General features: G+C 57.5%; 21 protein-coding genes and 1 tRNA gene. 8 read left to right on the forward strand and 14 right to left on the reverse strand.

Annotation, left to right across the window (positions count from 1 at the left end):
* Positions 1-25: 25 nt before the first annotated feature.
* Genes IM304_RS21385 through IM304_RS21400 form a run of 4 tightly spaced genes read right to left on the reverse strand, consistent with a single transcriptional unit; the run spans position 26 to position 4,898 of the window.
* The gene (locus IM304_RS21385; RefSeq protein ID WP_193355532.1) at positions 26-1,120 is read right to left on the reverse strand and encodes a fimbrial protein; all 1,095 of its coding nucleotides are present in this window, start codon (positions 1,118-1,120) and stop codon (positions 26-28) included.
* Between the two features lie 9 nt (positions 1,121-1,129).
* The gene (locus IM304_RS21390; RefSeq protein WP_193355533.1) at positions 1,130-3,610 is read right to left on the reverse strand and encodes a fimbria/pilus outer membrane usher protein; all 2,481 of its coding nucleotides are present in this window, start codon (positions 3,608-3,610) and stop codon (positions 1,130-1,132) included.
* 3 nt (positions 3,611-3,613) lie between these two features.
* Entirely contained in the window at positions 3,614-4,285 is a 672-nt protein-coding gene (locus tag IM304_RS21395) for a molecular chaperone (protein ID WP_193355534.1), read from the reverse strand.
* A gap of 31 nt (positions 4,286-4,316) precedes the next feature.
* Positions 4,317-4,898: a fimbrial protein gene (locus IM304_RS21400; RefSeq protein ID WP_193355535.1), complete on the reverse strand. Its 582-nt coding sequence runs from the start codon at positions 4,896-4,898 to the stop codon at positions 4,317-4,319.
* Between the two features lie 1,098 nt (positions 4,899-5,996).
* Between IM304_RS21400 and lldP the strand changes: the two genes are divergently transcribed.
* The 5 genes from lldP to trmL all read left to right on the forward strand — a co-directional run bounded on the left by lldP (position 5,997) and on the right by trmL (position 11,645).
* On the forward strand, positions 5,997-7,652 hold the full coding sequence (gene lldP, locus IM304_RS21405) for an L-lactate permease (protein ID WP_003860175.1): 1,656 nt from the start codon (positions 5,997-5,999) through the stop codon (positions 7,650-7,652).
* Positions 7,649-8,422: a transcriptional regulator LldR gene (gene lldR / locus IM304_RS21410; RefSeq protein ID WP_148422470.1), complete on the forward strand. Its 774-nt coding sequence runs from the start codon at positions 7,649-7,651 to the stop codon at positions 8,420-8,422. The genes lldP and lldR overlap by 4 nt, the downstream gene beginning before the upstream one ends.
* The gene (lldD, locus tag IM304_RS21415; protein WP_193355536.1) at positions 8,419-9,606 is read left to right on the forward strand and encodes an FMN-dependent L-lactate dehydrogenase LldD; all 1,188 of its coding nucleotides are present in this window, start codon (positions 8,419-8,421) and stop codon (positions 9,604-9,606) included. Before lldR ends, lldD begins: the two co-directional genes overlap by 4 nt.
* Positions 9,607-9,785: 179 nt before the next feature.
* Positions 9,786-11,126 carry an aromatic acid/H+ symport family MFS transporter gene (locus tag IM304_RS21420; RefSeq protein WP_193355537.1) on the forward strand — a complete coding sequence of 447 codons (1,341 nt, stop codon included), beginning with the start codon at positions 9,786-9,788 and terminating at the stop codon, positions 11,124-11,126.
* A gap of 45 nt (positions 11,127-11,171) precedes the next feature.
* Positions 11,172-11,645, forward strand: a complete 474-nt coding sequence (gene trmL, locus IM304_RS21425) for a tRNA (uridine(34)/cytosine(34)/5-carboxymethylaminomethyluridine(34)-2'-O)-methyltransferase TrmL (RefSeq protein ID WP_193355538.1) — start codon at positions 11,172-11,174, stop codon at positions 11,643-11,645.
* A 39-nt stretch (positions 11,646-11,684) separates the two neighbouring features.
* Here the strand turns inward: trmL and ilvC are convergent, their stop codons facing one another.
* A complete protein-coding gene (gene ilvC / locus IM304_RS21430) occupies positions 11,685-13,160 on the reverse strand; it encodes a ketol-acid reductoisomerase (RefSeq protein ID WP_148422467.1) in 1,476 nt (491 codons plus the stop codon).
* A gap of 152 nt (positions 13,161-13,312) precedes the next feature.
* Between ilvC and ilvY the strand changes: the two genes are divergently transcribed.
* Positions 13,313-14,203, forward strand: coding sequence for an HTH-type transcriptional activator IlvY (ilvY, locus tag IM304_RS21435; RefSeq protein WP_148422466.1), 891 nt, complete (start codon positions 13,313-13,315; stop codon positions 14,201-14,203).
* Here ilvY and ilvA read toward each other — a convergent pair.
* From ilvA to ilvL, 7 genes are all read right to left on the reverse strand, one after another.
* A complete protein-coding gene (ilvA, locus tag IM304_RS21440; protein WP_176611159.1) occupies positions 14,200-15,744 on the reverse strand; it encodes a threonine ammonia-lyase, biosynthetic in 1,545 nt (514 codons plus the stop codon). The two genes, ilvY and ilvA, sit on opposite strands and share 4 nt — an antisense overlap.
* Before the next feature lie 2 nt (positions 15,745-15,746).
* Complete coding sequence (ilvD, locus tag IM304_RS21445) at positions 15,747-17,597, reverse strand: dihydroxy-acid dehydratase (RefSeq protein ID WP_193355539.1); 1,851 nt, start codon at positions 17,595-17,597, stop codon at positions 15,747-15,749.
* 60 nt (positions 17,598-17,657) lie between these two features.
* Entirely contained in the window at positions 17,658-18,587 is a 930-nt protein-coding gene (gene ilvE, locus IM304_RS21450; protein ID WP_176609211.1) for a branched-chain-amino-acid transaminase, read from the reverse strand.
* Between the two features lie 18 nt (positions 18,588-18,605).
* A complete protein-coding gene (gene ilvM, locus IM304_RS21455; RefSeq protein WP_148422463.1) occupies positions 18,606-18,869 on the reverse strand; it encodes an acetolactate synthase 2 small subunit in 264 nt (87 codons plus the stop codon).
* Entirely contained in the window at positions 18,866-20,512 is a 1,647-nt protein-coding gene (gene ilvG, locus IM304_RS21460; protein WP_176609210.1) for an acetolactate synthase 2 catalytic subunit, read from the reverse strand. Before ilvG ends, ilvM begins: the two co-directional genes overlap by 4 nt.
* A gap of 2 nt (positions 20,513-20,514) precedes the next feature.
* Positions 20,515-20,565 (reverse strand): peptide IlvX, encoded by a 51-nt coding sequence (ilvX, locus tag IM304_RS21465; RefSeq protein ID WP_166792073.1) that lies wholly within the window; start codon positions 20,563-20,565, stop codon positions 20,515-20,517.
* Positions 20,566-20,651: 86 nt separating this feature from the next.
* Positions 20,652-20,750 carry an ilv operon leader peptide gene (gene ilvL, locus IM304_RS21470; RefSeq protein WP_023620831.1) on the reverse strand — a complete coding sequence of 33 codons (99 nt, stop codon included), beginning with the start codon at positions 20,748-20,750 and terminating at the stop codon, positions 20,652-20,654.
* A gap of 341 nt (positions 20,751-21,091) precedes the next feature.
* Here ilvL and IM304_RS21475 point away from each other — a divergent pair, with 341 nt between their 5' ends.
* Positions 21,092-22,612 carry a YifB family Mg chelatase-like AAA ATPase gene (locus tag IM304_RS21475; protein ID WP_193355540.1) on the forward strand — a complete coding sequence of 507 codons (1,521 nt, stop codon included), beginning with the start codon at positions 21,092-21,094 and terminating at the stop codon, positions 22,610-22,612.
* A 27-nt stretch (positions 22,613-22,639) separates the two neighbouring features.
* Here the strand turns inward: IM304_RS21475 and IM304_RS21480 are convergent, their stop codons facing one another.
* Positions 22,640-22,978 carry a DUF413 domain-containing protein gene (locus tag IM304_RS21480; protein WP_006808641.1) on the reverse strand — a complete coding sequence of 113 codons (339 nt, stop codon included), beginning with the start codon at positions 22,976-22,978 and terminating at the stop codon, positions 22,640-22,642.
* Between the two features lie 118 nt (positions 22,979-23,096).
* On the opposite strand from IM304_RS21480, the gene hdfR reads away from it, so the two are divergent.
* The gene (gene hdfR / locus IM304_RS21485) at positions 23,097-23,918 is read left to right on the forward strand and encodes an HTH-type transcriptional regulator HdfR (protein WP_148422503.1); all 822 of its coding nucleotides are present in this window, start codon (positions 23,097-23,099) and stop codon (positions 23,916-23,918) included.
* Between the two features lie 99 nt (positions 23,919-24,017).
* On the opposite strand, the gene IM304_RS21490 is transcribed toward hdfR, so the two are convergent.
* Positions 24,018-24,093: transfer RNA gene (locus tag IM304_RS21490), tRNA-Trp, on the reverse strand.
* Between the last annotated feature and the right edge of the window lie 126 nt (positions 24,094-24,219).

Consider the following 24,219-nt stretch of genomic DNA (forward strand, 5'->3'; position numbering starts at 1 on the left):
CCCCTGCCGCAGCGGCAGGGGAAACTCAGTTGTAAATCAGGTTAAACGTGGCCATCGCATCCGCTTTTCCAGCCGTCACGTTCTCTTCCGTCTGAATATAATGCGCATCAAACCAGAAGGTCTGCGTCTGGTTATCGCCCACCTGCCCAAGCGCCGATACCTGCGGGGTGTTCCACGGCACCACCTGCCCCTGAACCGCACCGGTATTGTCGCCGTAAAGCAGTTCGATTCCGACGCCGCTGGCGCTGTCCTGCTGCTTCGTTAACGCCAGCGCCCGATCGTTGCCCGGCGCGGTATCGCCGAAGAAGCCCATCTTCACCGTCGTGTTATTTTCACAGGTCACCGGAATGCTGAAGCGTCCGCCTCCGGCGCGGGAGCCAGTGCCGTGAAATTCACGCTGGCTTACGGTTCCCATCGGTACCAGAATGCTGCGGGATCCAACGGAACAGCTGGTATGCCTGACCGTGAAGCTGGCGAGACGGATCTGCACCGGCGTCGCGACGTTAGTCGCGCTGGCTTTGTTTTCTCCCGCCTGCAATATCAGCGATCCGACGTTTTGCTCCTGGGAGTTGGCGTTATCGTCAGGCATGGCGCTGGTCGTCGGGATTTTGTAAAACACCACCCAGAACTGCAATTTATACGTTGGGGCGCTGGCAAAGGCTGGATTCTGTGAGGCATCGCAGATACGCCGGGACTCGTTGCCGTCTACCGGGCTGGTGCCGTCAATATACCGCACGGCATCCGCACCACAGTACTGCTGCTCGCGGAACCCGAGCGCGTAGCCGATGCCGTCAATCTGGGTTTTGTAGACGTGCCGCGACGCACCGTCTTCCCCCATCACGGTGCCGACGGGGTTATCCTGCTCGACAAATCCGATACTTCGCCAGGCGTCATTTCCGCCATCGCAGCTGTAGAAATCCGCCCCGGTAGACTGTATCGGCGCGGAAACCGGCGTCCAGTCCGCGGTGCCGGGAGCATATCCAATGGCGTAAGGTACCTGGACAACCCACTGATTGCGCGTGGTGCGACAGGGCGAGGCCTGAGCGTGCGCGTGAAAACTCAGCATGCCAAAAAGAGAAAGCAGACTGAGATAGAAAATCCATTGAATAAAGTGACGCATGATATTCCCCTAGTGGCACTCAAGAGACAGCGTAGCGATGCCGGGGGCCATATGAGCCGCCCCCAGCCTGAACGGCGTCTGGCACTGACGCGGCTCCCCGTCTTCATACCAGGTTACGCGCAGCGTGCCGCGCTCCGGTACTCCGCTCAGGTAAGCCTGGCCGCCGTCAGCCACCATGCTTCGGTTGGCTGAACGGCGGTTTTGCTCCACCACCTCGGCCTGCGCGCCAAACGGCAATGGCTCGCCGTGGTATCGCAGGGAGAACAGCACGCGATAGCCAATGTGCGTTGCGTAATTGGCCAGCACCACCGCGCCGCTGGTGGGAACGAGCGTCAGCCCGCTCTGCTCAACGTCGACGTTTTCGCCAAGCGTCGCCGTATCAAGATTGACGGTATTCTTACGATAGGCCGAAAGCGCGGGCATGACCGCGTAGCCGCGGCTGTCGGTGTGGATGCCGCTGTAGCCCTCCGGCTCAACGTTCGCCGCGCCCGGCACGCGCAGGATGGCGACGCTATCGCCCAGCGGCTGGCTGAGCGTGACGCCATACCGGGTGGCGATAACGCCCCCGGCGAGGCCGAGACTGGCATTATCGCCGTTTCGGCTGCGGTCGTAACCGAGGCTTACGTTGCCGTAGCCGCCGTTGTATTGCAGCGCCAGGCTGGTGCTGTCGGCTTGTCCCCCGCTGGCTTTACTCTGCTGAACGCTGTAGTTGAGGTTGCGGTTCGCCAGCGCGCTGCCGTTGAGTGAAACCTGCTGCGTGGACATCCCACGGTTATTTTTATTGATGAAGTAGCTGACCGAACTGCCCGGCAGCCAGTTACCGAGCGGGACGTTGATGTTAAACGACACGGTGCGATCGGGATGTTGCTCACGCGCTGAGTCGGTGTAGTCATACCCCGCTCCCCATGAAATGCCCCGCCAGCTGGTGTACCAGCCAAGGTGTATGGTTTTGTCCTGCCCGGAGGTATGCCAGTAATCCTGCATCCACGCCGAAACGCTAAGGCTGCCGAACTCCCCCAGCGTCTGGGAGAAGGTTATTTGCGAGCGGCTGCGGCGGTTATTGAGCCGTAGCTGCTGGCTGTCAGACTGATTCAGCTCGCTAAACTCATAAAAGTTGCGCGAGGCATAGCGATAGCTCGCCAGGTTGAAGGCGGTGCCGGTGGTATTAAAATCCTTCTGATACTGAACGCGCCACGCCTGCCCCATTACGCTTTTGCCGTCAGGTAAACGGCTTTTTGCCAGCGTATCGTCAACGCCCAGCGAGCCGAACGCGCCAAACCCTCTGCCCACGCCAATGGCGCCGGCCTGGTAGTTATTCGCGGTACGAAAGCCGCCGTACACCGTCATACTGGAGAACAGGCCGTAGAAAAAAGCGCCTTCAACAAAGTCCGGCGACCGGGCATCGCTGGCGCCGGAGTGAAAGCGTCCGGCATTGAGGCTGTATTTCAGGCTGCCTTGGCGGCGCATAAACGGCACCGCAGAATAAGGCTGGGTAAATACGCGTTTCGAGCCGTCGCTTTCGGTGATAGTCACCTGCAAATCGCCGCTTTGCGCGCCGGGAAACAGATCGTTAATAACAAACGGCCCGGCGGCAACCCAGGTTTCATATATCACATAGCCATTTTGCGAAACGGAAACCCTGGCATAGCTGTGCGCGACGCCGCGGATTGTCGGCGCGAAGCCGCGCTGGCTGTCGGGTAACATGCTCTCGCTGGACGAGAGCTGAACCCCGCGAAACGCCACGCTATCGAACAGATCGCCGGCAGTCCAGGCATCGCCGATCCGCAGCTGGCTGTTCAGGCTGCGAATATCCCTGCTCAGCCAGCTGCTTTGTGACTGAAAACGATTGCCGCCCGCGTTGCTGTAGCTCCAGGCCGACGTATTACGCAGACGCCACGGTCCCAGATTTACGCCGTTACGCAGGCTGAGGTAGCTTGACGTCGTGTCGCCGTTTTGATGATGGGCCTGCCCGCCCGTGAGGCTGTAATCAACAAATGCCGCCGGAATACCGTCATCCCACTGCGAGGGGGGCACATAGCCACGGCTGCGGTGCGTCATCGCCGCCTGCGGCAGGCTGATAAACAGGCGCTGCTGGTTAAAATCATAGGAGGTTCGCGCCGCCGGGATAAAATCGGCGATATGCGTGAAGGTTTCTCCCTCGTGCAACCGGGAAAGCGCCGGGATCGCCCCCACATTCACCCCGAGCGCCTCCAGCAGCGGCACGCTAAGCACGGGCTGCAGGCTGCCTTTCTCATTGACGAAGGTAAGCTCCTGATGCCGTTCCTCGCGTCCGTTAACCTCAATCGTTACGAGCCACGTGCCGGGCATCTGCCCGCCCTTTTCGGAGAAATAGTGCAGATCCGCCGTTTTCTGTTCGGCAGAGGAGAGCTCCAGCGCGGCGGGATCGAAATAATCCTCGGCCCATCCTGTGCGGCTGAAGCTGAGCAGCAGCACCGACAGTGGCGCATAACGAAACAGGCGAGAAGGCATGGTTTAAAGAGGCTGCGACCGGGTAGCGGTAATCGCGCCAAAATCATTTATAGCCGACCAGGTAACGCTGCCGGAGGCTGGCACAGGCCATTCGCGGGTTTCGCCTGGGCCGATCATGCCCGGTTGCTCAATTTTATGCCCCGAGACGCTGAGGCGATAAAAAGAGACGAAATACGGCGTCGGGTTGGTGGCCTTAAGCCCTTTTGGCGTATGTGAAAACCTCACCTTTTGCCAGGCCGTTGCGGCATCGCCTTTCAGGTTTTCAGGGCGGTAGAATATTTTAAATTTCGATTTAACGTTAATTTGTAATTCGTTGCTGCTCTCTTTTGGCTTTGGCGCAATGGCTTTTATATCGAGCCAAAATACGGATTCGCGATCTGCGGGCAGCGGCGCGCCGGTATATTGAATACGCAGCGTATTGGTCTGATCCGGATCAAGCCTGAACAGCGGCGGCGTGACGATAAATGGCGCGGCGTGATTTTTCCCTTCGGCGTCATTCTCAACCCACGACTGAATCAGATAGGGAACTGCACTTTCCATATTAGAAACAGAAAATGCCACCTCCTTGCTGTTTTGCGGGTATACGATCCGTGTCCCGCCCATTACTACGCCTGCGGAAACTGACGCAGAGCTAACCATTAATGCAGTGAGCATAATATACGATAAACGTTTCATCTCTATTATCTCTGGAGGTGGCTGAAAAAAATCAGTTATAAACCATCAGGAAGTTGGAAACGGCGTTGACATCACCCGCTTTGATTTCCGCTCCATCTTTGTCCAGTGCGGCATAGAACGTTAATTCTGCATTGCCTTTTTCATCTGGTGCGGTGGTTTTTGAAACCGTGCCCGGCTTAATAGCCGTGCTGCGGTCGCTGTTATAAAGCTTCACCCCGACGCCCGTCGCCATGCCCGTGCCAGGCGTAACCTGCAGCAGCGAGTCATCTTCCGCATCTTTATTTCCGTCAAACAGCACCGCAACGGATTCAACCGTTTCCGGGCATTTTTCGACGTTGATTTTGAACTCACGCGGCGTTGTTTCGACGTGCTCATCGAAGTAGCTCTTCGCCCACGCCCCAAGGTCTACGGTTTTGTTTTTTGACGCTGGAGTAATATCACAGGAAATAAGGGTTATCTTACCGGTGAAGTTGATTACCCCGCCTGTGCCCTGCGTACCTGCGCCTGTATCCAGGTTAGTATTGACACCTGAATCATTGCTTGCCAGCACCGCCTGAGAAGATAACAGAAGCCCCGCCGCGGCAAATGCCAGCGCCACATTTTTGATTTTCATTTGAAAGTAAAACCCTCTGTAAATAAAACAGATATAGATTTGTCGTACCTGATCGAATAATCGCTATAAGAACTTAGAAACGTCACCAAAGGGTACTAATAGAGTTGGTGATGCGACCTCTTAGTAAAGCATGGGGTCCATCCCGATGTGATAATCCATATATTTTCCTTAAGCCATAAATGTATATCCCACAGGAGAGAAATACCCTAGGCAGAAAATAACAATGAATACTTTAAGGTTAAAAAAGGAATTTATTTTCTTCCGTAACGCAGCATCGACATAAATAGTAAATCAAATACCTAATAACGTCTACGTATCGAAAAGGGTGCAGCATGTTTTATAAACCTTTTGGAATTAACAGCAATGTAACAATTTTTACCTGTTTTGCTTACCCACAAAACTATTCCCGCCCTTCTAGTTCCGTTATGAAATTAAAAAAACAGTTGACTGATCAATGTTTGATCAATTTTTTTCAGATCATTATTAGGATGAAAAGTTAAAGCAGGAGAGACATCTTTGCGATTATTCTGCAAAAACAATTAAACGCAGAATTTTTCATTATTGATCAGCAATTGATCGTTTGTAATACGCTGTTAAAATCTATATGTGAAATTTATCTTAATTAAAATTTTTTGCTACATATTATATTTCGCATTTTTACCTAAAAAAAATTTATATTTCTCTTAAATAAATCATGCCGTTTACAAATTAGACCTTTATCGTAAACTCGAATAAAACAAAAACACCTTAGGCGATTAACGTAAATAGCGCAAACAGGCATTTTCATCATCATATTTTACCCGCCGTGCCCGCCCACGGTGGCGGAACGCTGCTCAACCCGCAGCCTACGTCTGCGTCATAAATGAACGATCTGCGCAGGCCTTTTGGTCCTACCAATCGACTCCAAAGCGAACCATCCTTCACAGTTTTACTGCTTCACTTCACAAAAGCATTGCTGAATGGCAACACTTGATTAACCATTCATTGTCATTACCCCTACATCACAATATTGGATGGACCACTTTTACACAGCGTGTGACGCAGAGATGAGCGGAGACTCACCCGCAGCGCAAGCCGTGTGGTCCTCAGGAGACCTGCATGAGCCTCTGGCAACAAAACTACGATCCGGCCGGGAATATCTGGCTTTCCAGCCTGATCGCATCGCTTCCGATCCTGTTCTTCTTCTTTGCGCTGATTAAGCTCAAGCTGAAGGGCTACCTCGCCGCGACGTATACCGTTGCCATCGCCCTGCTGGTGGCGCTGTTTTTCTACAAAATGCCGGTCGATCGCGCGCTGGCCTCCGTGGTGTATGGCTTCTTCTACGGCCTGTGGCCGATTGCGTGGATCATCATCGCCGCGGTCTTTGTCTACAAAATTTCGGTGAAAACGGGGCAGTTCGACATCATTCGCTCGTCGATTCTCTCCATTACGCCGGACCAGCGTTTACAGATGCTGATAGTCGGCTTCTCCTTCGGGGCGTTCCTTGAAGGGGCGGCAGGGTTTGGCGCGCCGGTGGCGATCACCGCCGCGCTGCTGGTCGGGCTGGGCTTTAATCCGCTGTATGCCGCTGGCCTGTGCCTGATCGTGAACACCGCGCCGGTGGCGTTTGGCGCGATGGGTATTCCGATTCTGGTGGCCGGACAGGTGACCGGGCTGGACAGCTTTGAGATTGGCCAGATGGTTGGCCGCCAGCTGCCGTTCCTGACCATTATCGTGCTGTTCTGGATCATGGCGATTATGGACGGCTGGCGCGGCGTGAAGGAGACCTGGCCTGCGGTAATGGTGGCGGGCGGTTCGTTCGCGATTGCCCAGTATCTCAGCTCCAACTTCCTTGGGCCTGAGCTGCCGGACATCATCTCTTCCCTGGTGTCGCTGGTCTGTCTGACGCTGTTCCTGAAACGCTGGCAGCCGGTGCGCATCTTCCGCTTTGCCGATATGGGCGCGTCGCACGTGGATCAGACGCTCGCCCGCACGGGTTATACCGCCGGGCAGATCGTCCGCGCGTGGTCACCGTTCCTGTTCCTGACCGCCACCGTAACGCTGTGGAGCATCCCGCCGTTTAAGGCCCTGTTCGCCCCGGGCGGCGCGCTGTACGACATGGTGATTAACATCTCCGTGCCGTTCCTCGACAAAATGGTCGCCCGCATGCCGCCGGTGGTGCACGACGCCACGCCGTATGCGGCGGTGTTTAAGTTTGACTGGTTCTCGGCAACCGGTACGGCCATTCTGTTTGCGGCTATCCTTTCCGTGGTGTGGCTGCGCATGAAGCCGGCCGCCGCCGTGCAGACCTTTGCGGCGACGATTAAAGAGCTGATGCTGCCGATTTACTCCATCGGCATGGTGCTGGCGTTCGCGTTTATCTCGAACTACTCCGGCCTGTCGTCAACGCTGGCGCTGGCATTAGCCCATACCGGTCACGCGTTTACCTTCTTCTCGCCGTTCCTCGGCTGGCTGGGGGTGTTCCTGACCGGTTCAGATACGTCCTCAAACGCCCTGTTTGCCGCCCTGCAGGCAACGGCCGCGCAGCAGATTGGCGTCTCGGATGTGCTGCTGGTCGCGGCGAACACCACCGGCGGCGTGACCGGCAAAATGATCTCCCCGCAGTCCATCGCCATTGCCTGTGCCGCGGTGGGACTGGTGGGTAAAGAGTCGGATCTGTTCCGCTTTACCGTTAAGCACAGCCTGATATTTACCTGCATGGTGGGCGTTATTACCACCCTGCAGGCCTATGTCTTAACCTGGATGATCCCATGATAGTGATGCCCAGACGCCTGTCCGACGAGATTGCCACTCGCGTGCGGGCGCTGATTGAAGAACAACAGCTGGAGGCGGGCATGAGATTGCCCGCCGAGCGCCAGCTTGCCGCCCAGCTTGGCGTATCGCGTAATTCGCTGCGCGAAGCGCTGGCGACGCTGGTCAGCGAAGGGGTGTTGCTGAGCCGTCGCGGCGGCGGCACCTTCGTGCGCTGGCAGCATGATGACTGGTCCGAGCAAAACATCGTTCAGCCGCTGAAAACGCTGATGGAAAACGATCCGGACTACAGCTTCGATATCCTCGAAGCGCGCCACGCCATCGAAACCAGTACCGCCTGGCATGCGGCGATGCGGGCAACCGAGGCCGACAAAGAGAAGCTCAAAGCCTGCTTTGAGGCCACGCAAAGCAGCGACCCCGATATCGCCTCCCAGGCCGACGTGCGTTTTCATCTGGCGATTGCCGAGGCGTCGCACAACGTGGTGCTGCTGCAAACCATGCGCGGGTTCTTCGACCTGCTGCAATCCTCCGTGAAGCAGAGCCGCCAGCGCATGTATCTGGTTCCGCCCGTGTTTGCTCAGCTGACCGAACAGCACGAAGCGGTGCTCAACGCCATTCTGGCCGGCGATGCCGAAGCTGCGCGTAAGGCGATGATGGCGCACCTGGGCTTCGTGCACACCACCATTAAACGATTCGATGAAGATCAGGCCCGACAGGCGCGTATTACCCGTCTGCCCGGCGACAGTGATATTTCCAGGGAGAACAAAGCATGATTATTTCAGCAGCCAGTGACTACCGCGCCGCGGCGCAGCGCATTTTGCCGCCGTTCCTCTTTCACTACATCGACGGCGGGGCGTATGCCGAATACACCCTGCGCCGCAACGTGGAAGATCTCTCGGAAGTGGCTCTGCGCCAGCGCGTGCTGAAGAATATGTCTGACCTGAGCCTTGAGACAAAACTGTTTAACGAGACGCTCTCCATGCCGGTGGCCCTTGCGCCCGTTGGCCTGTGCGGTATGTACGCCCGTCGTGGCGAGGTGCAGGCTGCCGCCGCGGCGGATGCCAAAGGCATTCCGTTTACCCTTTCCACCGTGTCCGTCTGCCCGATTGAAGAGGTCGCGCCGACCATCAAGCGCCCGATGTGGTTCCAGCTGTACGTCCTGCGCGATCGCGGCTTTATGCGTAACGCGCTCGAGCGCGCCAAAGCGGCGGGCTGCTCAACGCTGGTCTTTACCGTCGATATGCCAACGCCCGGCGCGCGATACCGCGACGCGCACTCCGGCATGAGCGGCCCGAACGCCGCCCTGCGCCGCTACTGGCAGGCGGTTACGCATCCGCAGTGGGCGTGGGATGTAGGCATGAACGGTCGTCCGCACGATCTGGGCAATATTTCGGCCTACCTCGGTAAGCCGACCGGGCTTGAGGATTACATCGGCTGGCTGGCGAATAACTTCGATCCGTCGATCTCGTGGAAGGACCTGGAGTGGATCCGCGAATTCTGGGACGGCCCAATGGTGATCAAAGGGATCCTCGATCCGGAAGATGCGCGCGACGCGGTGCGCTTCGGCGCGGACGGGATCGTGGTCTCTAACCACGGCGGACGCCAGCTCGACGGCGTGCTCTCTTCCGCCCGCGCGCTGCCCGCCATTGCCGATGCGGTGAAGGGCGATATCGCGATCCTGGCCGACAGCGGCATCCGCAACGGGCTGGACGTGGTGCGCATGATTGCCCTCGGCGCCGACAGCGTGCTGCTGGGCCGGGCCTACCTGTACGCGCTGGCCACCAGCGGCCAGGCGGGCGTGGCGAACCTGCTGAACCTCATTGAGAAAGAGATGAAGGTGGCGATGACCCTGACCGGCGCGAAGACGATAAAAGAAATCAGCAAGGATTCGCTGGTGCAGGAACTCAGCAAGCTGCCGGCGGCGCTGGCTCCCCTTTCCCAGGAGAACGCGGCCTGATCGTTTTTAGTTGATATACGTTTCTCAGGCGCCCGACTCCCCCTCGGGCGCTTTTTTTTGTCGAAAATAACACCTACGTAACATTCTGGATAAGAAAATTTGACACGCCACGCCTCTCCGCAATTGTATAGACAAGCAAATACAAGAACACAAAAACAACATTACATCGGAGGGAGCGTATGACGTATTCAGGTCGGGTGGATATTCAGCAGGTGATCGATGAAAGTCGCTTTTCAGGGTTTCACTGGCTTCTTATTGTGCTGGGCTTCCTGGTTCTGGCGATCGACGGCTTCGATACCGCAGCGATGGGTTACATCGCGCCGACGCTGTCGGCGGAGTGGGGTATACAAAAACAGGACCTGGGGCCGGTGCTGAGCGCGGCGCTGCTGGGGCTGTCGCTCGGGGCGCTTATAGCAGGTCCGGTATCGGACCGGATGGGGCGCAAGCGCGTGCTGATCTTTTCGTGCCTGTTCTTCGGCCTTGCGAGCCTGGGCACGGCCTGGGCGCAAAGTCTGAATACTCTGACGCTGTGGCGGTTCCTGACGGGCCTGGGGCTCGGCGCCGCGATGCCTAACGCCATCACGCTGATCTCAGAGTTTGCCCCCAGGCGCTGCCGCGCCATGGCGATTAATACCATGTACTGCGGCTTCCCTCTGGGTGCGGCAGGCGGCGGCGCGATCTCTTCCTGGCTGATCCCTCATCACGGCTGGCGAAGCGTGCTGCTGACCGGCGCGATTGCTCCGCTGGTTTTAACGCTGCTGCTGGCGCTGCTGTTGCCGGAGTCCGTGAAGTTTCTGGTGCAGCGCGGGAAAGACGTCGCGCAGGTTCGCCGCATCGCCGGCCGGTTTGCCCGCAGCACGCTTGACGGCGTCACGGGCTTTTTCCTGGCGGAGGAAAAGGTTGCCGCTAAAAAGGGGAGCGTGGCACAGCTTTTTTCCATGCCCTGGCTTCCCGGCACGCTGATGCTGTGGGTCACCTACTTTATGGGGCTGGTCATTTACTACGTCCTGCTTAGCTGGATGCCGACGCTGATGCAGGGGATGGGCTATGCGCTGGCGGAATCCGCCTGGCTCACCTCGCTGTTCACCTTCGGCGGTACCGCAGGCATTCTGCTTGCGGGCTGGATGATGGACCGCTGGGAGGCGCACAAGGTGGTCGCGGGAGGATTCATGCTGACGATGTGCCTCATTCTTTTGCTTGGCCTTGAGCAGAACCATATCGCCCTGTTTGGCGGCCTGATTTTCCTGATGGGGATCGCGATGAACGGCGCACAGTCGGGAATGCAAACCCTGGCCGCCACCTTTTACCCTACCGAATGCCGCGCGACGGGCATCGCCTGGATGCAGGGGATCGGCCGCTTTGGCGGCGTGGCGGGAACCATGACCAGCGCCCAGCTGCTTTCCATGCAGTGGCAGGCGGACAGTATTTTAATGATCCTCAGCGTGCCCGCCCTGGTGGCCGCGGCGGCTACCTGCTACAAAATGCTGCGCTGCCGCGCGCATGAACCCGGCGTCGCCTAGTCGCTCTCTTTTCTGCTATTCTGCCCCCGCAATTAAGGGGGCAGCATGCTTAACATCGTTTTATTCGAACCAGAAATTCCACCCAATACCGGCAATATCATCCGCCTGTGCGCCAACACCGGTTTTCGTCTGCACATTATTGAGCCGATGGGCTTTACGTGGGACGACAAACGCCTGCGCCGCGCGGGGCTGGATTATCATGAATTTACCGCCGTGGTTCGCCATCACGATTACGCCGCGTTTCTGGAAGCAGAGAAGCCGCAGCGCATGTTCGCCCTGACCACAAAAGGCACGCCTGCGCACAGCGCGGTAAGCTATCAGGACGGGGATTATCTGATGTTTGGCCCGGAAACCCGCGGCCTGCCGGCCACTATTCTTGATGCTTTACCGACTGAACAAAAAATTCGTATTCCGATGATGCCGGACAGCCGCAGCATGAACCTGTCGAATGCGGTGTCGGTGGTGGTGTATGAGGCGTGGCGCCAGCTGGGATATCCCGGCGCGATACTGCGTAGCTAAAAGCAAGTCGGGTGGCTTGCGCCACCCGATTCGTCGTTGTTAGCCTGCTACCGCGATACGCTTCATGTCGGTCATGTAGCCGCGCAGTTTCTGGCCCACTTTCTCGATTTCGTGGCTGCGAATGGCTTCGTTTACGTCACGCAGCTGCGCGTTGTCTACCGCACCTTCCGCAATTGCCTTGCCCAGATCGCCTGCCTGCAGGGTAGTCATGAACTCTTTCAGCAGCGGTACGCAGGCGTAAGAGAACAGGTAGTTGCCGTATTCTGCGGTATCAGAGATAACCACGTTCATTTCGTACAGACGCTTGCGGGCGATGGTGTTCGCGATCAGCGGCAGCTCGTGCAGTGATTCGTAGTACGCAGACTCCTCGATGATGCCGGAATCCACCATGGTTTCGAACGCCAGCTCAACGCCCGCTTTCACCATCGCGATCATCAGTACGCCTTTATCGAAGTACTCCTGCTCGCTGATTTTACCGTCGAACTGAGGTGCGGTTTCGAACGCGGTTTTACCGGTTTCTTCACGCCAGGTCAGCAGTTTCTTATCGTCGTTCGCCCAGTCCGCCATCATGCCGGAGGAGAACTCACCGGAGATGATGTCGTCCATGTGTTTCTGGAACAGCGGCGCCATGATGGTTTTCAGCTGTTCAGAGAGTGCGAACGCGCGCAGTTTTGCCGGGTTGGACAGGCGGTCCATCATCAGCGTAATGCCGCCCTGCTTCAGCGCTTCGGTGATGGTTTCCCAGCCGAACTGAATCAGTTTTTCCGCGTATGCCGGGTCGGTGCCCTCTTCCACCAGCTTGTCGAAGCACAGCAGAGAGCCGGCCTGGAGCATGCCGCACAGAATGGTCTGCTCGCCCATCAGGTCAGACTTCACTTCAGCAACGAAGGAGGATTCCAGCACGCCCGCACGGTGGCCGCCGGTGGCCGCTGCCCATGCTTTGGCAATGGCCATACCTTCGCCTTTTGGATCGTTTTCCGGGTGAACCGCGATCAGCGTCGGCACGCCGAAGCCACGCTTGTACTCTTCGCGTACTTCCGTACCCGGGCATTTTGGTGCCACCATCACCACGGTGATGTCCTTACGGATCTGCTCGCCCACTTCAACGATGTTAAAGCCGTGGGAGTAACCCAGCGCGGCGCCGTCTTTCATCAGCGGCTGTACGGAACGCACAACGTCAGAGTGCTGCTTGTCTGGCGTCAGGTTTACCACCAAATCTGCCTGCGGGATCAGCTCTTCGTAGGTACCCACCTTAAAGCCGTTTTCGGTCGCTTTACGCCAGGAGGCGCGCTTCTCAGCAATCGCTTCTTTGCGCAGGGCGTAGGCGATATCCAGCCCGGAGTCACGCATGTTCAGGCCCTGGTTCAGACCCTGCGCGCCACAGCCGACGATGACCACTTTTTTACCCTGAAGGTAGCTCGCGCCATCGGCAAATTCATCGCGCGCCATGAAGCGGCATTTGCCCAGCTGCGCCAGCTGCTGGCGCAGGTTCAGTGTATTAAAGTAGTTAGCCATGGGTGATACCTCGTGATGTTGTGTGTCTTATTGTTCGGTTCGCGTTTCAGCGAGAATGTACCCACATTACAACAGGAAATTTATTGCGGAAATTGATATATTCACAACGTCATGTTGCAATTTTTGCAATATAAAAAGAGGGAGTGGAATCGGTGGATTTACGCGATTTGAAAATGTTCCTGCATCTGGCGGAAAGCCGTCACTTTGGCCGCAGCGCCCGGGCGATGCACGTTAGCCCCTCCACGCTTTCGCGCCAGATCCAGCGCCTTGAGGAAGACCTTGGCCAGCCGCTGTTCGTGCGCGATAACCGCACCGTCACGCTCACGGAGGCCGGTGAGGAGCTGCGCATCTTTGCCCAGCAGACGTTGCTGCAGTATCAGCAGCTGCGGCACACCATCGACCAGCAGGGGCCGTCGCTCTCCGGCGAGCTGCATATTTTCTGCTCCGTGACCGCCGCCTACAGCCATCTTCCCCCCATCCTTGACCGCTTCCGCGCGGCGCATCCGTCGGTTGAAATTAAGCTCACCACGGGCGACGCCGCCGACGCGATGGAAAAAGTGGTGACGGGCGAAGCGGATCTCGCCATCGCCGGGAAGCCCGAAACGCTGCCGGGCGCGGTGGCATTCTCGATGCTGGAGAATCTGGCGGTGGTGCTGATTGCCCCGGCGCTGCCCTGCCCGGTGCGTAATCAGGTTTCGGTGGAGAAACCGGACTGGTCGACGGTGCCGTTTATCATGGCCGATCAGGGCCCGGTGCGCCGCCGCATTGAGCTGTGGTTCCGCCGTCAGAAGATCAGCAACCCGTCAATTTACGCCACGGTCAGCGGCCATGAGGCGATGGTGTCAATGGTGGCGCTCGGCTGCGGCGTGGCGCTGCTGCCGGAAGTGGTGCTGGAAAACAGCCCGGAGCCGGTGCGCAACCGCGTGATGATTCTGGAGCGCAGCGACGAGAAGACGCCGTTCGAGCTTGGCGTATGCGCACAAAAAAAGCGGCTGCATGAGCCGCTTATCGATGCGTTCTGGAACATTCTGCCGAACCACTAGCCCGCCAGGAAGAAGCGGAACGCCGGGTTGTGGGTTTCGTCGTGACACTCATAGCCCAGCTCGTTCAGGCGCGTTTCGAAATCCGGCTCGTGATCGCCCAGCTCGAACGCCGCCAGCACGCGGCCGTAGTCGGTGCCGTGGCTGCGGTAGTGGAACAGCGAGATGTTCCAGTGCGTGCCCAGCGTGTGCAGGAACCTGAGCAGCGCGCCCGGCGATTCCGGGAACTCAAAGCTGAACAGGCGCTCCTTTAGCGGCTTCGACGGACGACCGCCGACCATATAACGCACATGCAGCTTCGCCATTTCATCGTCAGAAAGATCGACCACGCTGTAGCCGCCTTCATGCAGCAGGCTGAGGATCTCTTTGCGCTCCTCCACGCCGCGGCTCAGACGCACGCCGACAAAAATGCAGGCGTCTTTGGCATCGGCGAAGCGGTAGTTAAACTCCGTCACCGAGCGGCCGCCCAGCAGCTGGCAGAACTTCAGGAAGCTGCCCTTCTCTTCCGGGATGGTCACCGCCAGCAGCGCTTCACGCTGTTCACCCAGTTCGCAGCGCTCGGAAACGTAGCGCAGGCCGTGGAAGTTCACGTTGGCACCAGACAGCACGTGCGCCAGGCGTTCGCCGCGAATGTTGTGCCGGGCAACGTACTTTTTCATGCCCGCCAGCGCCAGCGCGCCGGACGGTTCCGCCACCGCACGCACGTCCTCGAAGAGATCTTTCATCGCCGCACAGATTGCGTCGCTGTCGACGGTGACGATATCGTCGAGATACTCCTGGCACAGACGGAACGTTTCATCGCCAATGCGTTTCACCGCCACGCCCTCGGCAAACAGCCCGACGCGCGGGAGATCCACCGGATGTCCGGCATCCAGCGCCGCCTTCAGGCAGGCAGAATCTTCCGCTTCAACGGCGATGACCTTGATCTGCGGCATCAGCTGTTTGATCAGCACCGCCACGCCCGCGGCTAAGCCGCCCCCGCCTACCGGGACGAAGACGCGGTCGAGATGGGCGTCCTGCTGCAGCAGCTCAAGCGCCAGCGTGCCCTGCCCGGCAATCACCATCGGGTGGTCGAACGGCGGCACCCAGGTAAAGCCCTGCTGCTGCGCCAGCTCGATCGCTTTGGCTTTCGCTTCGTCGAAGTTGGCGCCGTGGAGCAGCACTTCGCCGCCGAACCCGCGCACCGCGTCAACCTTGATATCCGCGGTAGCGACCGGCATCACGATCAGCGCCTTCAGCCCTAAACGGGCAGAGGAGAACGCCACGCCCTGCGCGTGGTTGCCCGCCGAGGCGGTAATCACGCCGCGCGCTTTTTGCTCGTCCGTCAGCCCGGCCATCATCGCGTAGGCGCCGCGCAGCTTGAAGCTGTGCACCGGCTGGCGGTCTTCGCGCTTCACCAGGATCACGTTGTCGAGGCGCGAGGAGAGTTTTTCCATTTTTTGCAGGGGCGTGACCTGCACGGCTTCATAGACCGGCGCGCGCAGCACCGCTCTTAAATATTCCGCCCCCTCGGGGGCGGCGGATAAGGGTTGTGACTCGGCCATCATTAGCCCCCAAGTTTAGATTTATCGCGCACCGCGCCTTTATCTGCACTGGTGGCCAGGCTCGCGTAAGCGCGCAGGGCAAAGGAGACCTCACGCTGGCGATCTTTCGGCGTCCAGGCTTTGTCGCCGCGCGCTTCCTGCGCTTCACGACGGGCCGCAATTTCCTGGTCGCTCAGCTTGAGCTGAATGCCGCGATTCGGAATGTCGATTTCAATGAGGTCGCCATCTTCGATGATCGCGATGTTGCCGCCGCTTGCCGCTTCCGGGGAAACGTGGCCAATGGAGAGGCCAGACGTGCCGCCGGAGAAACGACCGTCGGTGATCAGCGCACACGCTTTACCGAGGCCCATGGATTTCAGGAAGGTGGTTGGGTAGAGCATCTCCTGCATGCCCGGACCGCCTTTCGGCCCTTCGTAGCGGATGACCACCACGTCGCCTTCCACCACTTTGCCGCCGAGGATGGCCTCTACCGCCTCGTCCTGGCTTTCGTACACTTTTGCCGGACCGGTGAACTTCAGGATGCTGTCGTCCACGCCTGCGGTTTTCACGATGCAGCCGTTTTCCGCGAAGTTGCCGTACAGCACGGCCAGACCGCCGTCTTTGCTGTAGGCGTGTTCCAGCGAGCGGATGCAGCCTTCGGCGCGATCGTTATCCAGCGTGTCCCAGCGGCAATCCTGCGAGAACGCCTGCGTGGTGCGAATACCGGCCGGACCGGCGCGGAACATGTTTTTAACCGCGTCGTCTTTGGTCAGCATCACGTCGTACTGGTTCAGCGACTCCGGCAGCGTCAGGCCAAGCACGTTTTTCACGTCACGGTTCAGCAGCCCGGCGCGATCCAGCTCGCCGAGAATGCCGATGACGCCGCCCGCGCGGTGCACGTCTTCCATGTGGTACTTCTGGGTACTCGGCGCGACCTTACACAGCTGCGGTACTTTGCGGGAGAGCTTGTCGATATCACTCATGGTGAAGTCGATTTCGGCTTCCTGCGCGGCGGCCAGCAGGTGCAGCACGGTGTTGGTGGAACCGCCCATGGCGATATCCAGCGTCATGGCGTTCTCAAACGCGGCCTTACTGGCGATGTTGCGCGGCAGCGCGCTGGCGTCGTCCTGCTCATAGTAGCGTTTCGTCAGCTCAACGATGCGTTTACCGGCGTTAAGGAACAGCTGCTTGCGGTCGGCGTGGGTTGCCAGCAGCGAACCGTTGCCCGGCTGAGAGAGGCCCAGCGCTTCGGTCAGGCAGTTCATGGAGTTAGCCGTGAACATACCGGAACAGGAGCCGCAGGTCGGACACGCGGAGCGTTCCACCTGATCGCTCTGCTCGTCAGACACTTTCGGGTCCGCGCCCTGGATCATCGCGTCGACCAGGTCGAGCTTGATGATTTTGTCTGAAAGCTTGGTTTTCCCCGCTTCCATCGGGCCGCCGGAGACGAAGATCACCGGAATGTTCAGGCGCAGGGAGGCCATCAGCATCCCCGGGGTGATTTTGTCGCAGTTGGAGATACAGACCATCGCATCGGCGCAGTGGGCGTTGACCATGTACTCCACCGAGTCGGCAATCAGCTCGCGCGATGGCAGTGAATAGAGCATGCCCCCGTGCCCCATCGCGATACCGTCATCCACCGCAATGGTGTTGAACTCTTTCGCCACGCCGCCGGAGGCTTCGATTTGTTCGGCTACCAGTTTACCGAGGTCGCGCAGGTGTACGTGGCCGGGTACAAACTGGGTGAAGGAGTTCACCACGGCGATAATCGGCTTGCCGAAATCGGCGTCGGTCATTCCGGTGGCGCGCCAGAGCGCGCGGGCACCCGCCATGTTACGACCGTGGGTGGTGGTGGCTGAACGATACTTAGGCATGCTTTATTTACTCCCGTCTGACTATGCAGTGGGACGGTGCGTGCCGTCCCAAATTTATATTTAGTGATTAACCTGATCCAACCAGCCGTATTTGTCTTCTGTTTCGCCGGTGAAGAGGCCGAAGAACGCCTGCTGAATGCGTTTGGTGACCGGACCACAGCGGCCTTCGCCCACCTGGATCCCGTCTACGCTGCGCACCGGCGTGATTTCAGCGGCGGTACCGGACATAAAGACTTCATCGGCCAGATACAGGGATTCGCGGGACAGCACCTGCTCGCGCACTTCGATACCGAGATCTTTCGCCAGCCTGATGATCGCGTCACGGGTGATGCCCGGCAGCGCGGAGGAGGTAAACGGCGGGGTAAACAGAATGCCGTCTTTCACTTCGAACAGGTTTTCGCCCGCGCCTTCGGAGATGTAGCCATTGACGTCGAGTGCGATACCTTCCTGATAGCCGTGGCGGCGCGCTTCGCTGCCGACCAGCAGTGAGGAGAGGTAGTTACCGCCCGCTTTAGCGGCGGTTGGAATGGTGTTAGGCGCAACGCGGTTCCAGGAAGACACCATGGCGTCGATCCCCTGATCCAGCGCTTCCGCACCCAGATAGGCGCCCCACGGGAACGCGGCAATGATCACATCGGTGCTGTAACCGGCTGGCGGGTTTACGCCCATGCCGACGTCGCCCACGAAGACCAGCGGACGAATATAGGCGCTGGTGAGGTTGTTCTTGCGAATCACCTCGCGGCAGGCTTCCATCAGCTCATCCACGCTTTGAGAGACCGGGAAACGATAAATTTTGGCTGAGTCATGCAGACGCTGCATGTGTTCGCGATGGCGGAACACCACTGGCCCTTTGTGAGAATCGTAGCAACGGATGCCTTCAAAAACGGAAGTACCGTAGTGCAGCGCGTGGGACATCACGTGGACCTTCGCGTCCTCCCAGCGAACCATCTCACCATTGAACCAAATGTAATCAGCTTTTTTTGTCGTCATTTTTTCGTCCTGTCACGCTTAAGCGCGGATTTGTTGTGATGTGGTTGTGCTCTGGCAGATGGCAACATGGGCAACGTCTACCAGCTTTGATAACTGACTAAACAGTAAGTCGACCGGCCGCGGGCTGGCAACGGTTAATTCGATACTGATGTTTTGCGCGTCGGTGGCCGTTTCCATATTCATTGCGCAAATTTGAAAACCGCGATGACGGACCACGCGCAAAACGCGTTCTAAGGTTTCCGGGTTGAAGCGAGCCTGCACGGCGACCTGATGTTGCATCATGATAATTTCTCCAGCATTTGTGAGTTACTGGCACCGGGCGGTACCAACGGCCAGACGTTCTCAAGCTCGTCGATTGAGACATGAAGCAGGTAAGGCCCTTCGCTTGACAGCATGGTGTCGAGTGCCGCTTCAACCTGGTCTTTACGGGTGATGTGCTGGCCAGGGATACCGAAGGCGCTGGCCAGAGTGAGGAAATCGGGGTTATCGGTCAGGGTCGTTTCGCTGTAACGCTCCTGGAAGAACAGCTGCTGCCACTGACGCACCATTCCTAAACGCTGGTTATCGAGCAATACGATCTTCAGCGGCAACTGCTTGCGCTTAACGGTGCCGAGCTCCTGGACGTTCATCATGAAGGAGCCGTCACCGGAGATACAGATAACGGTATCGTTCGGGCGGGCAACCTGTGCACCCACGGCAGCAGGCAGGCCGAAGCCCATCGTGCCCAGGCCGCTGGAGGTGATGAAGTTTTCCGGGCGGGTGTAGGTCATGTGCTGGGCTGACCACATCTGGTGCTGGCCCACGTCCGTTGTCACCACGCTGTCTGCCGGTTTACGGTCGGACAACTGCTTCAACAGCAGCGGCGCGTAGATGGCCTCGCCGGGATGGTCGTAACGCCAGGCATGTTCAGCACGCATGTCTGCGGTGTGCTGGCGCCATGCGCCGATCTCCAGCGGCTGTGCCAGCGCCGGTAACAGCGCGTTGAGATCGCCCTGCAGCGCGACGTGCGCCTGACGCAGCTTGTTCATTTCCGCCGGATCGATATCCATATGGATGACTTTGGCATTCGGCGCGAAGGTATTCAGCTTGCCGGTAACGCGGTCGTCAAAACGCGCTCCGACAGCGATAAGCACGTCGCACTCCTGCACCGCCAGGTTAGCCGCTTTGGTGCCGTGCATTCCCAGCATGCCGAGGTAGTACGGGTAATCCGCCTCTACCGCACCCAGACCTTTCAGCGTGCAGGTGGCAGGAATTTGCGTGGTGGCGATAAACGCGCGAAGCGCCGGAACGGCCTGGGCCATGCCCACACCGCCGCCCACGTACAGCATCGGCTGCTTCGCCTGCGCCATCATCTGACGCGCCTCTTCAACCTCTGCGTGCGGAAACGCATCGTCGCTTTCCACGGTGGAGAAGTGCGGCTCCAGATCGCCGAGCGCAACCTGGATATCTTTCGGGATATCAACCAGAACCGGGCCCGGGCGGCCAGAGCTGGCAACCTCGAACGCTTCGGCCATCACGCGCGGCAGCTCTTCGAGGGACTGAACGAGGAAGCTGTGTTTGGTGCAGGCCAGGGATAAGCCAAGCACGTCAACTTCCTGGAAGGCATCGGTACCGATGAACGGAGAGGCCACCTGGCCAGTGATCGCCACCACGGGAACGGAGTCGAGCAGTGCGTCAGCCAGGCCGGTAATCAGGTTAGTCGCACCCGGACCGGAGGTCGCCATACACACGCCGGTTTTCCCGGTCGCGCGGGCATAGCCGATAGCTGCCATTGCTGCGCCCTGCTCATGTCGGCACAAGAGGTGCTCCACGCCGCCGTCATACAGTGCATCGTAAATCGGCATAATTGCGCCACCCGGATAACCGAATACGGTTTCGACTCCCTGCGCGCGCAACGCATGTACTACCCATTGTGCCCCATTCATAGTTAGTTCCCCGTCATAAATCTGGAGAAACAGAATTTTGTGCTAGTGGTCATTCTCTGCTCCTCATTTAAGTTTTTTAGTCATAAAAAAACCCCCGGACCTTTCGGTGCGGGGGTCTTAGTTCGTTAAGGCTTGATTCTTAAGCCTTTCCTCGTCCAAGTGCAGCCCCGCACGGTGGGATAATAATCACCACCACGCTAATCACGACCAGGCTAATCACTAGTAGAAGGGCTGTCATTTTCAGTTCTTTTTGCATCTTGTTCGAAGGAATACCTAAAGAGTTACCACAGATATTTCATATGGCACAAGATTTTTTTATGGCGAATTTCTGTAGCAGGCAAACTATTTCCATTAAAACCTTTGTTTTATATAGGGAAAAAATGGAAATGAAGTTTTTTCATTTTTTCGCCTGGTTCCCGCAGGCAAAACGCGCGTCATTTCTTTTCTGCGAGGCCAGTTCCGCAATCGTGCAATGATTGCAGTTTGTCGCGAAAAAGCAGGAACGCGCGCCGTAATTCGGCCATTCAACGCTAAACAGCGCGCAACCTCGCTGGCATAGTCATCGCCAGGGAGGTGCTTATGTCACTGTCTGTTGTTTATACACGCGCGGCTATCGGAGTGAAGGCACCGCTTATTTCTGTGGAGGTCCATTTAAGTAATGGACTGCCCGGACTGACGCTTGTCGGCTTACCCGAAACGACCGTCAAAGAGGCGAGGGATCGCGTACGCAGTGCAATCATCAATAGCGGTTATGCTTTTCCCGCGAAGAAGATCACCATTAATCTCGCGCCTGCTGATTTACCAAAGGAGGGCGGGCGATATGATTTACCTATTGCTATAGCGCTTCTCGCGGCTTCTGAACAGCTCAACACCCCGACGTTAAGCTCCTGCGAGTTCGTAGGTGAATTAGCGCTTACAGGCGCGTTAAGAGGCGTTCCCGGCGCTATCTCGAGTGCGCTTGAAGCCATACGCGCAGGGAGACAAATCATTGTAGCCAATGAAAATGCCTCTGAAGTCAGCCTTATCGCCGAAAAGGGGTGTCTGGTAGCGGGACATTTACAGGAGGTTTGCGCCTGGCTGGAAGGCCGACACGAACTTGCCGAACCGCAGGAGAGTGACGAGGCGGTGCCAGATTCGCCCGATGACCTCAGCGATATTATGGGTCAGGATCAGGGTAAGCGGGCGTTAGAGATAACCGCCGCGGGTGGGCATAATCTGCTGCTTATCGGTCCGCCAGGCACGGGTAAAACGATGCTGGCGAGCAGGTTAAGCGGCCTGCTGCCGCCCCTCAATAATCACGAAGCGCTCGAAAGCGCCGCGATTTTCAGCCTGGTCAGCGCAACGTCGCTGCATAAGCAGTGGCGCCGCCGCCCTTTTCGCTCTCCCCATCACAGCGCGTCTCTCACCGCCATGGTGGGCGGAGGGTCAATTCCAGGACCGGGTGAAATCTCACTGGCGCACAACGGTATCCTGTTTCTGGATGAATTACCCGAGTTTGAACGCCGCGTGCTGGATGCGCTGCGGGAACCGATTGAATCTGGCGAGATCCATCTCTCTCGTACGCGAGCCAAAATAAGCTATCCTGCGCGGTTTCAGCTGGTGGCCGCGATGAACCCCAGCCCAACGGGCCATTATCAGGGTAACCATAACCGCTGCACGCCGGAGCAGACGCTGCGTTACCTGAGTAAGCTGTCCGGGCCCTTTCTTGACCGTTTTGATTTATCGCTGGAGATCCCTCTGCCTCCTCCCGGCCTGCTGAGGCAAACCGGTTTGAAAGGCGAAAGTTCGGCAGTCGTGCGGGAACGCGTCATTACGGCGCAGGCGCGGCAGTATGCTCGTCAGAACACGCTGAATGCCCGGCTGGATAACGCCGGGATCCGACAATTCTGTTCTCTCACCGCGGAGGATGCAGGCTGGCTGGAAGAAACGCTGACGCGTTTTGGGCTATCCATTCGCGCATGGCAGCGTTTGTTGAAAGTAGCGCGTACTATCGCCGACGTGGAGGGTTGCACAGGAATTGAGAGGCGACATTTGCAGGAGGCACTTAGCTATCGGGCGATAGATCGGTTGCTGCTGCATCTGCAAAAAATGCTGGCATAAAAAAAGGGGCCGTAGCCCCTTCTCTTCTTAGTCGTCAGACTCGGTGTAGTCTTCAGCACCTTCCATCTGCGGCTTACCGCCGGACAGCGTATGGAAACGCTTAGGACGCTTGATGCGAGCCATATACTTGATCCATACACGTTCTGCATCAGACTGCGGCTCACGCTCACCACGGCAAACAGAGACAAACTGTTTTTCGTCTTCGGTTGCTGGTTCACGTTTACCCAGATCCAGCTCGTTAAAGGCATAACCATGGCGCTCAAGAAGTTGAGCTTCTTTGATAGTGAAATCGCCGTGACGAGAGAACCCGCGCGGATAATGTTTATTGTCGAAAAAACGATTAGTCGTCGTAAAGCTTTCCGCCATCCTACACGCTCCTAATTCTTTGGCCGAGCTATTTATGGCGCGGAGTATTAGTTACGCTTGACAGAGTGTAAAACAAAACATTTAAATCATAACGACAAATAATTTTGTGGAGAAAGATGTGGATACGGAATTGCTAAAAACTTTCCTCGAAGTGAGCAGAACGCGACACTTTGGGCGAGCCGCTGAAGCCCTTTACCTGACGCAGTCAGCAGTCAGTTTTCGTATTCGACAGCTGGAAAATCAACTGGGTGTAAATCTTTTCACCCGTCATCGCAACAATATCCGCTTAACGCCGGCCGGGGAAAAACTGCTGCCGTATGCAGAAACCTTGATGAATACCTGGCAGGCGGCGCGAAAGGAGGTTGCGCACACTTCCCGACATAATGAATTCTCCATAGGAGCCAGCGCGTCTCTGTGGGAATGCATGCTCAGCCAGTGGCTTACGCGACTGTATCGCTCGCATAATCATCTACAGTTCGAGGCCCGAATTGCGCAACGTCAGTCGCTGGTAAAGCAACTCCACGAGCGCCAGCTGGATCTTCTGATCACTACCGAAGCGCCCAAGATGGACGAATTTAGCAGCCAGATTGTGGGGCAGTTTAGCCTGGCGCTGTATGCAACAGAGCCTTCAATGATGAAGGCCGACCTCAATTATTTACGCCTGGAATGGGGCCCGGACTTTCAGCAGCATGAGGCTGGGTTAATTGCCAGTGATGATATCCCGCAGCTCACGACAAGCTCTGCGGAGATCGCCTGCCAGCAGCTTCCCTCGCTGAAGGGGTGTACCTGGCTACCCGTTCGCTGGGCAGATAATAAACCTGAGCTCCATGTTGTCACCGATTCGACGACGCTCTCCAGACCGCTGTATGCCATTTGGCTGCAAAACAGCGATAAGCAGTCGCAGATTAAAGATCTTTTGAAAATCAGCATACTGGATTAACGCAAAAGCCTGCGGAGACGCAGGCTGCACAAATTTCAGGAAGGTTTTCGCCTGTTTTACGGGCAAAAAAAATCCTTTGCCGAAGCAAAGGATTCTATATGGCAGGGGCGGAGAGACTCGAACTCGCGACACCCGGTTTTGGAGACCGGTGCTCTACCAACTGAGCTACGCCCCTAAAGTTTTTTGCCATTAAGCCTGCCGATAAGGCAGGCTTAATGTCTTAATAAGTGGCGGAACGGACGGGACTCGAACCCGCGACCCCCTGCGTGACAGGCAGGTATTCTAACCGACTGAACTACCG

It is taken from the genome of Enterobacter cloacae complex sp. P40C2 (assembly GCF_014930695.1).
In the GTDB taxonomy this organism is placed as follows: Bacteria; Pseudomonadota; Gammaproteobacteria; order Enterobacterales; family Enterobacteriaceae; genus Enterobacter; species Enterobacter pasteurii.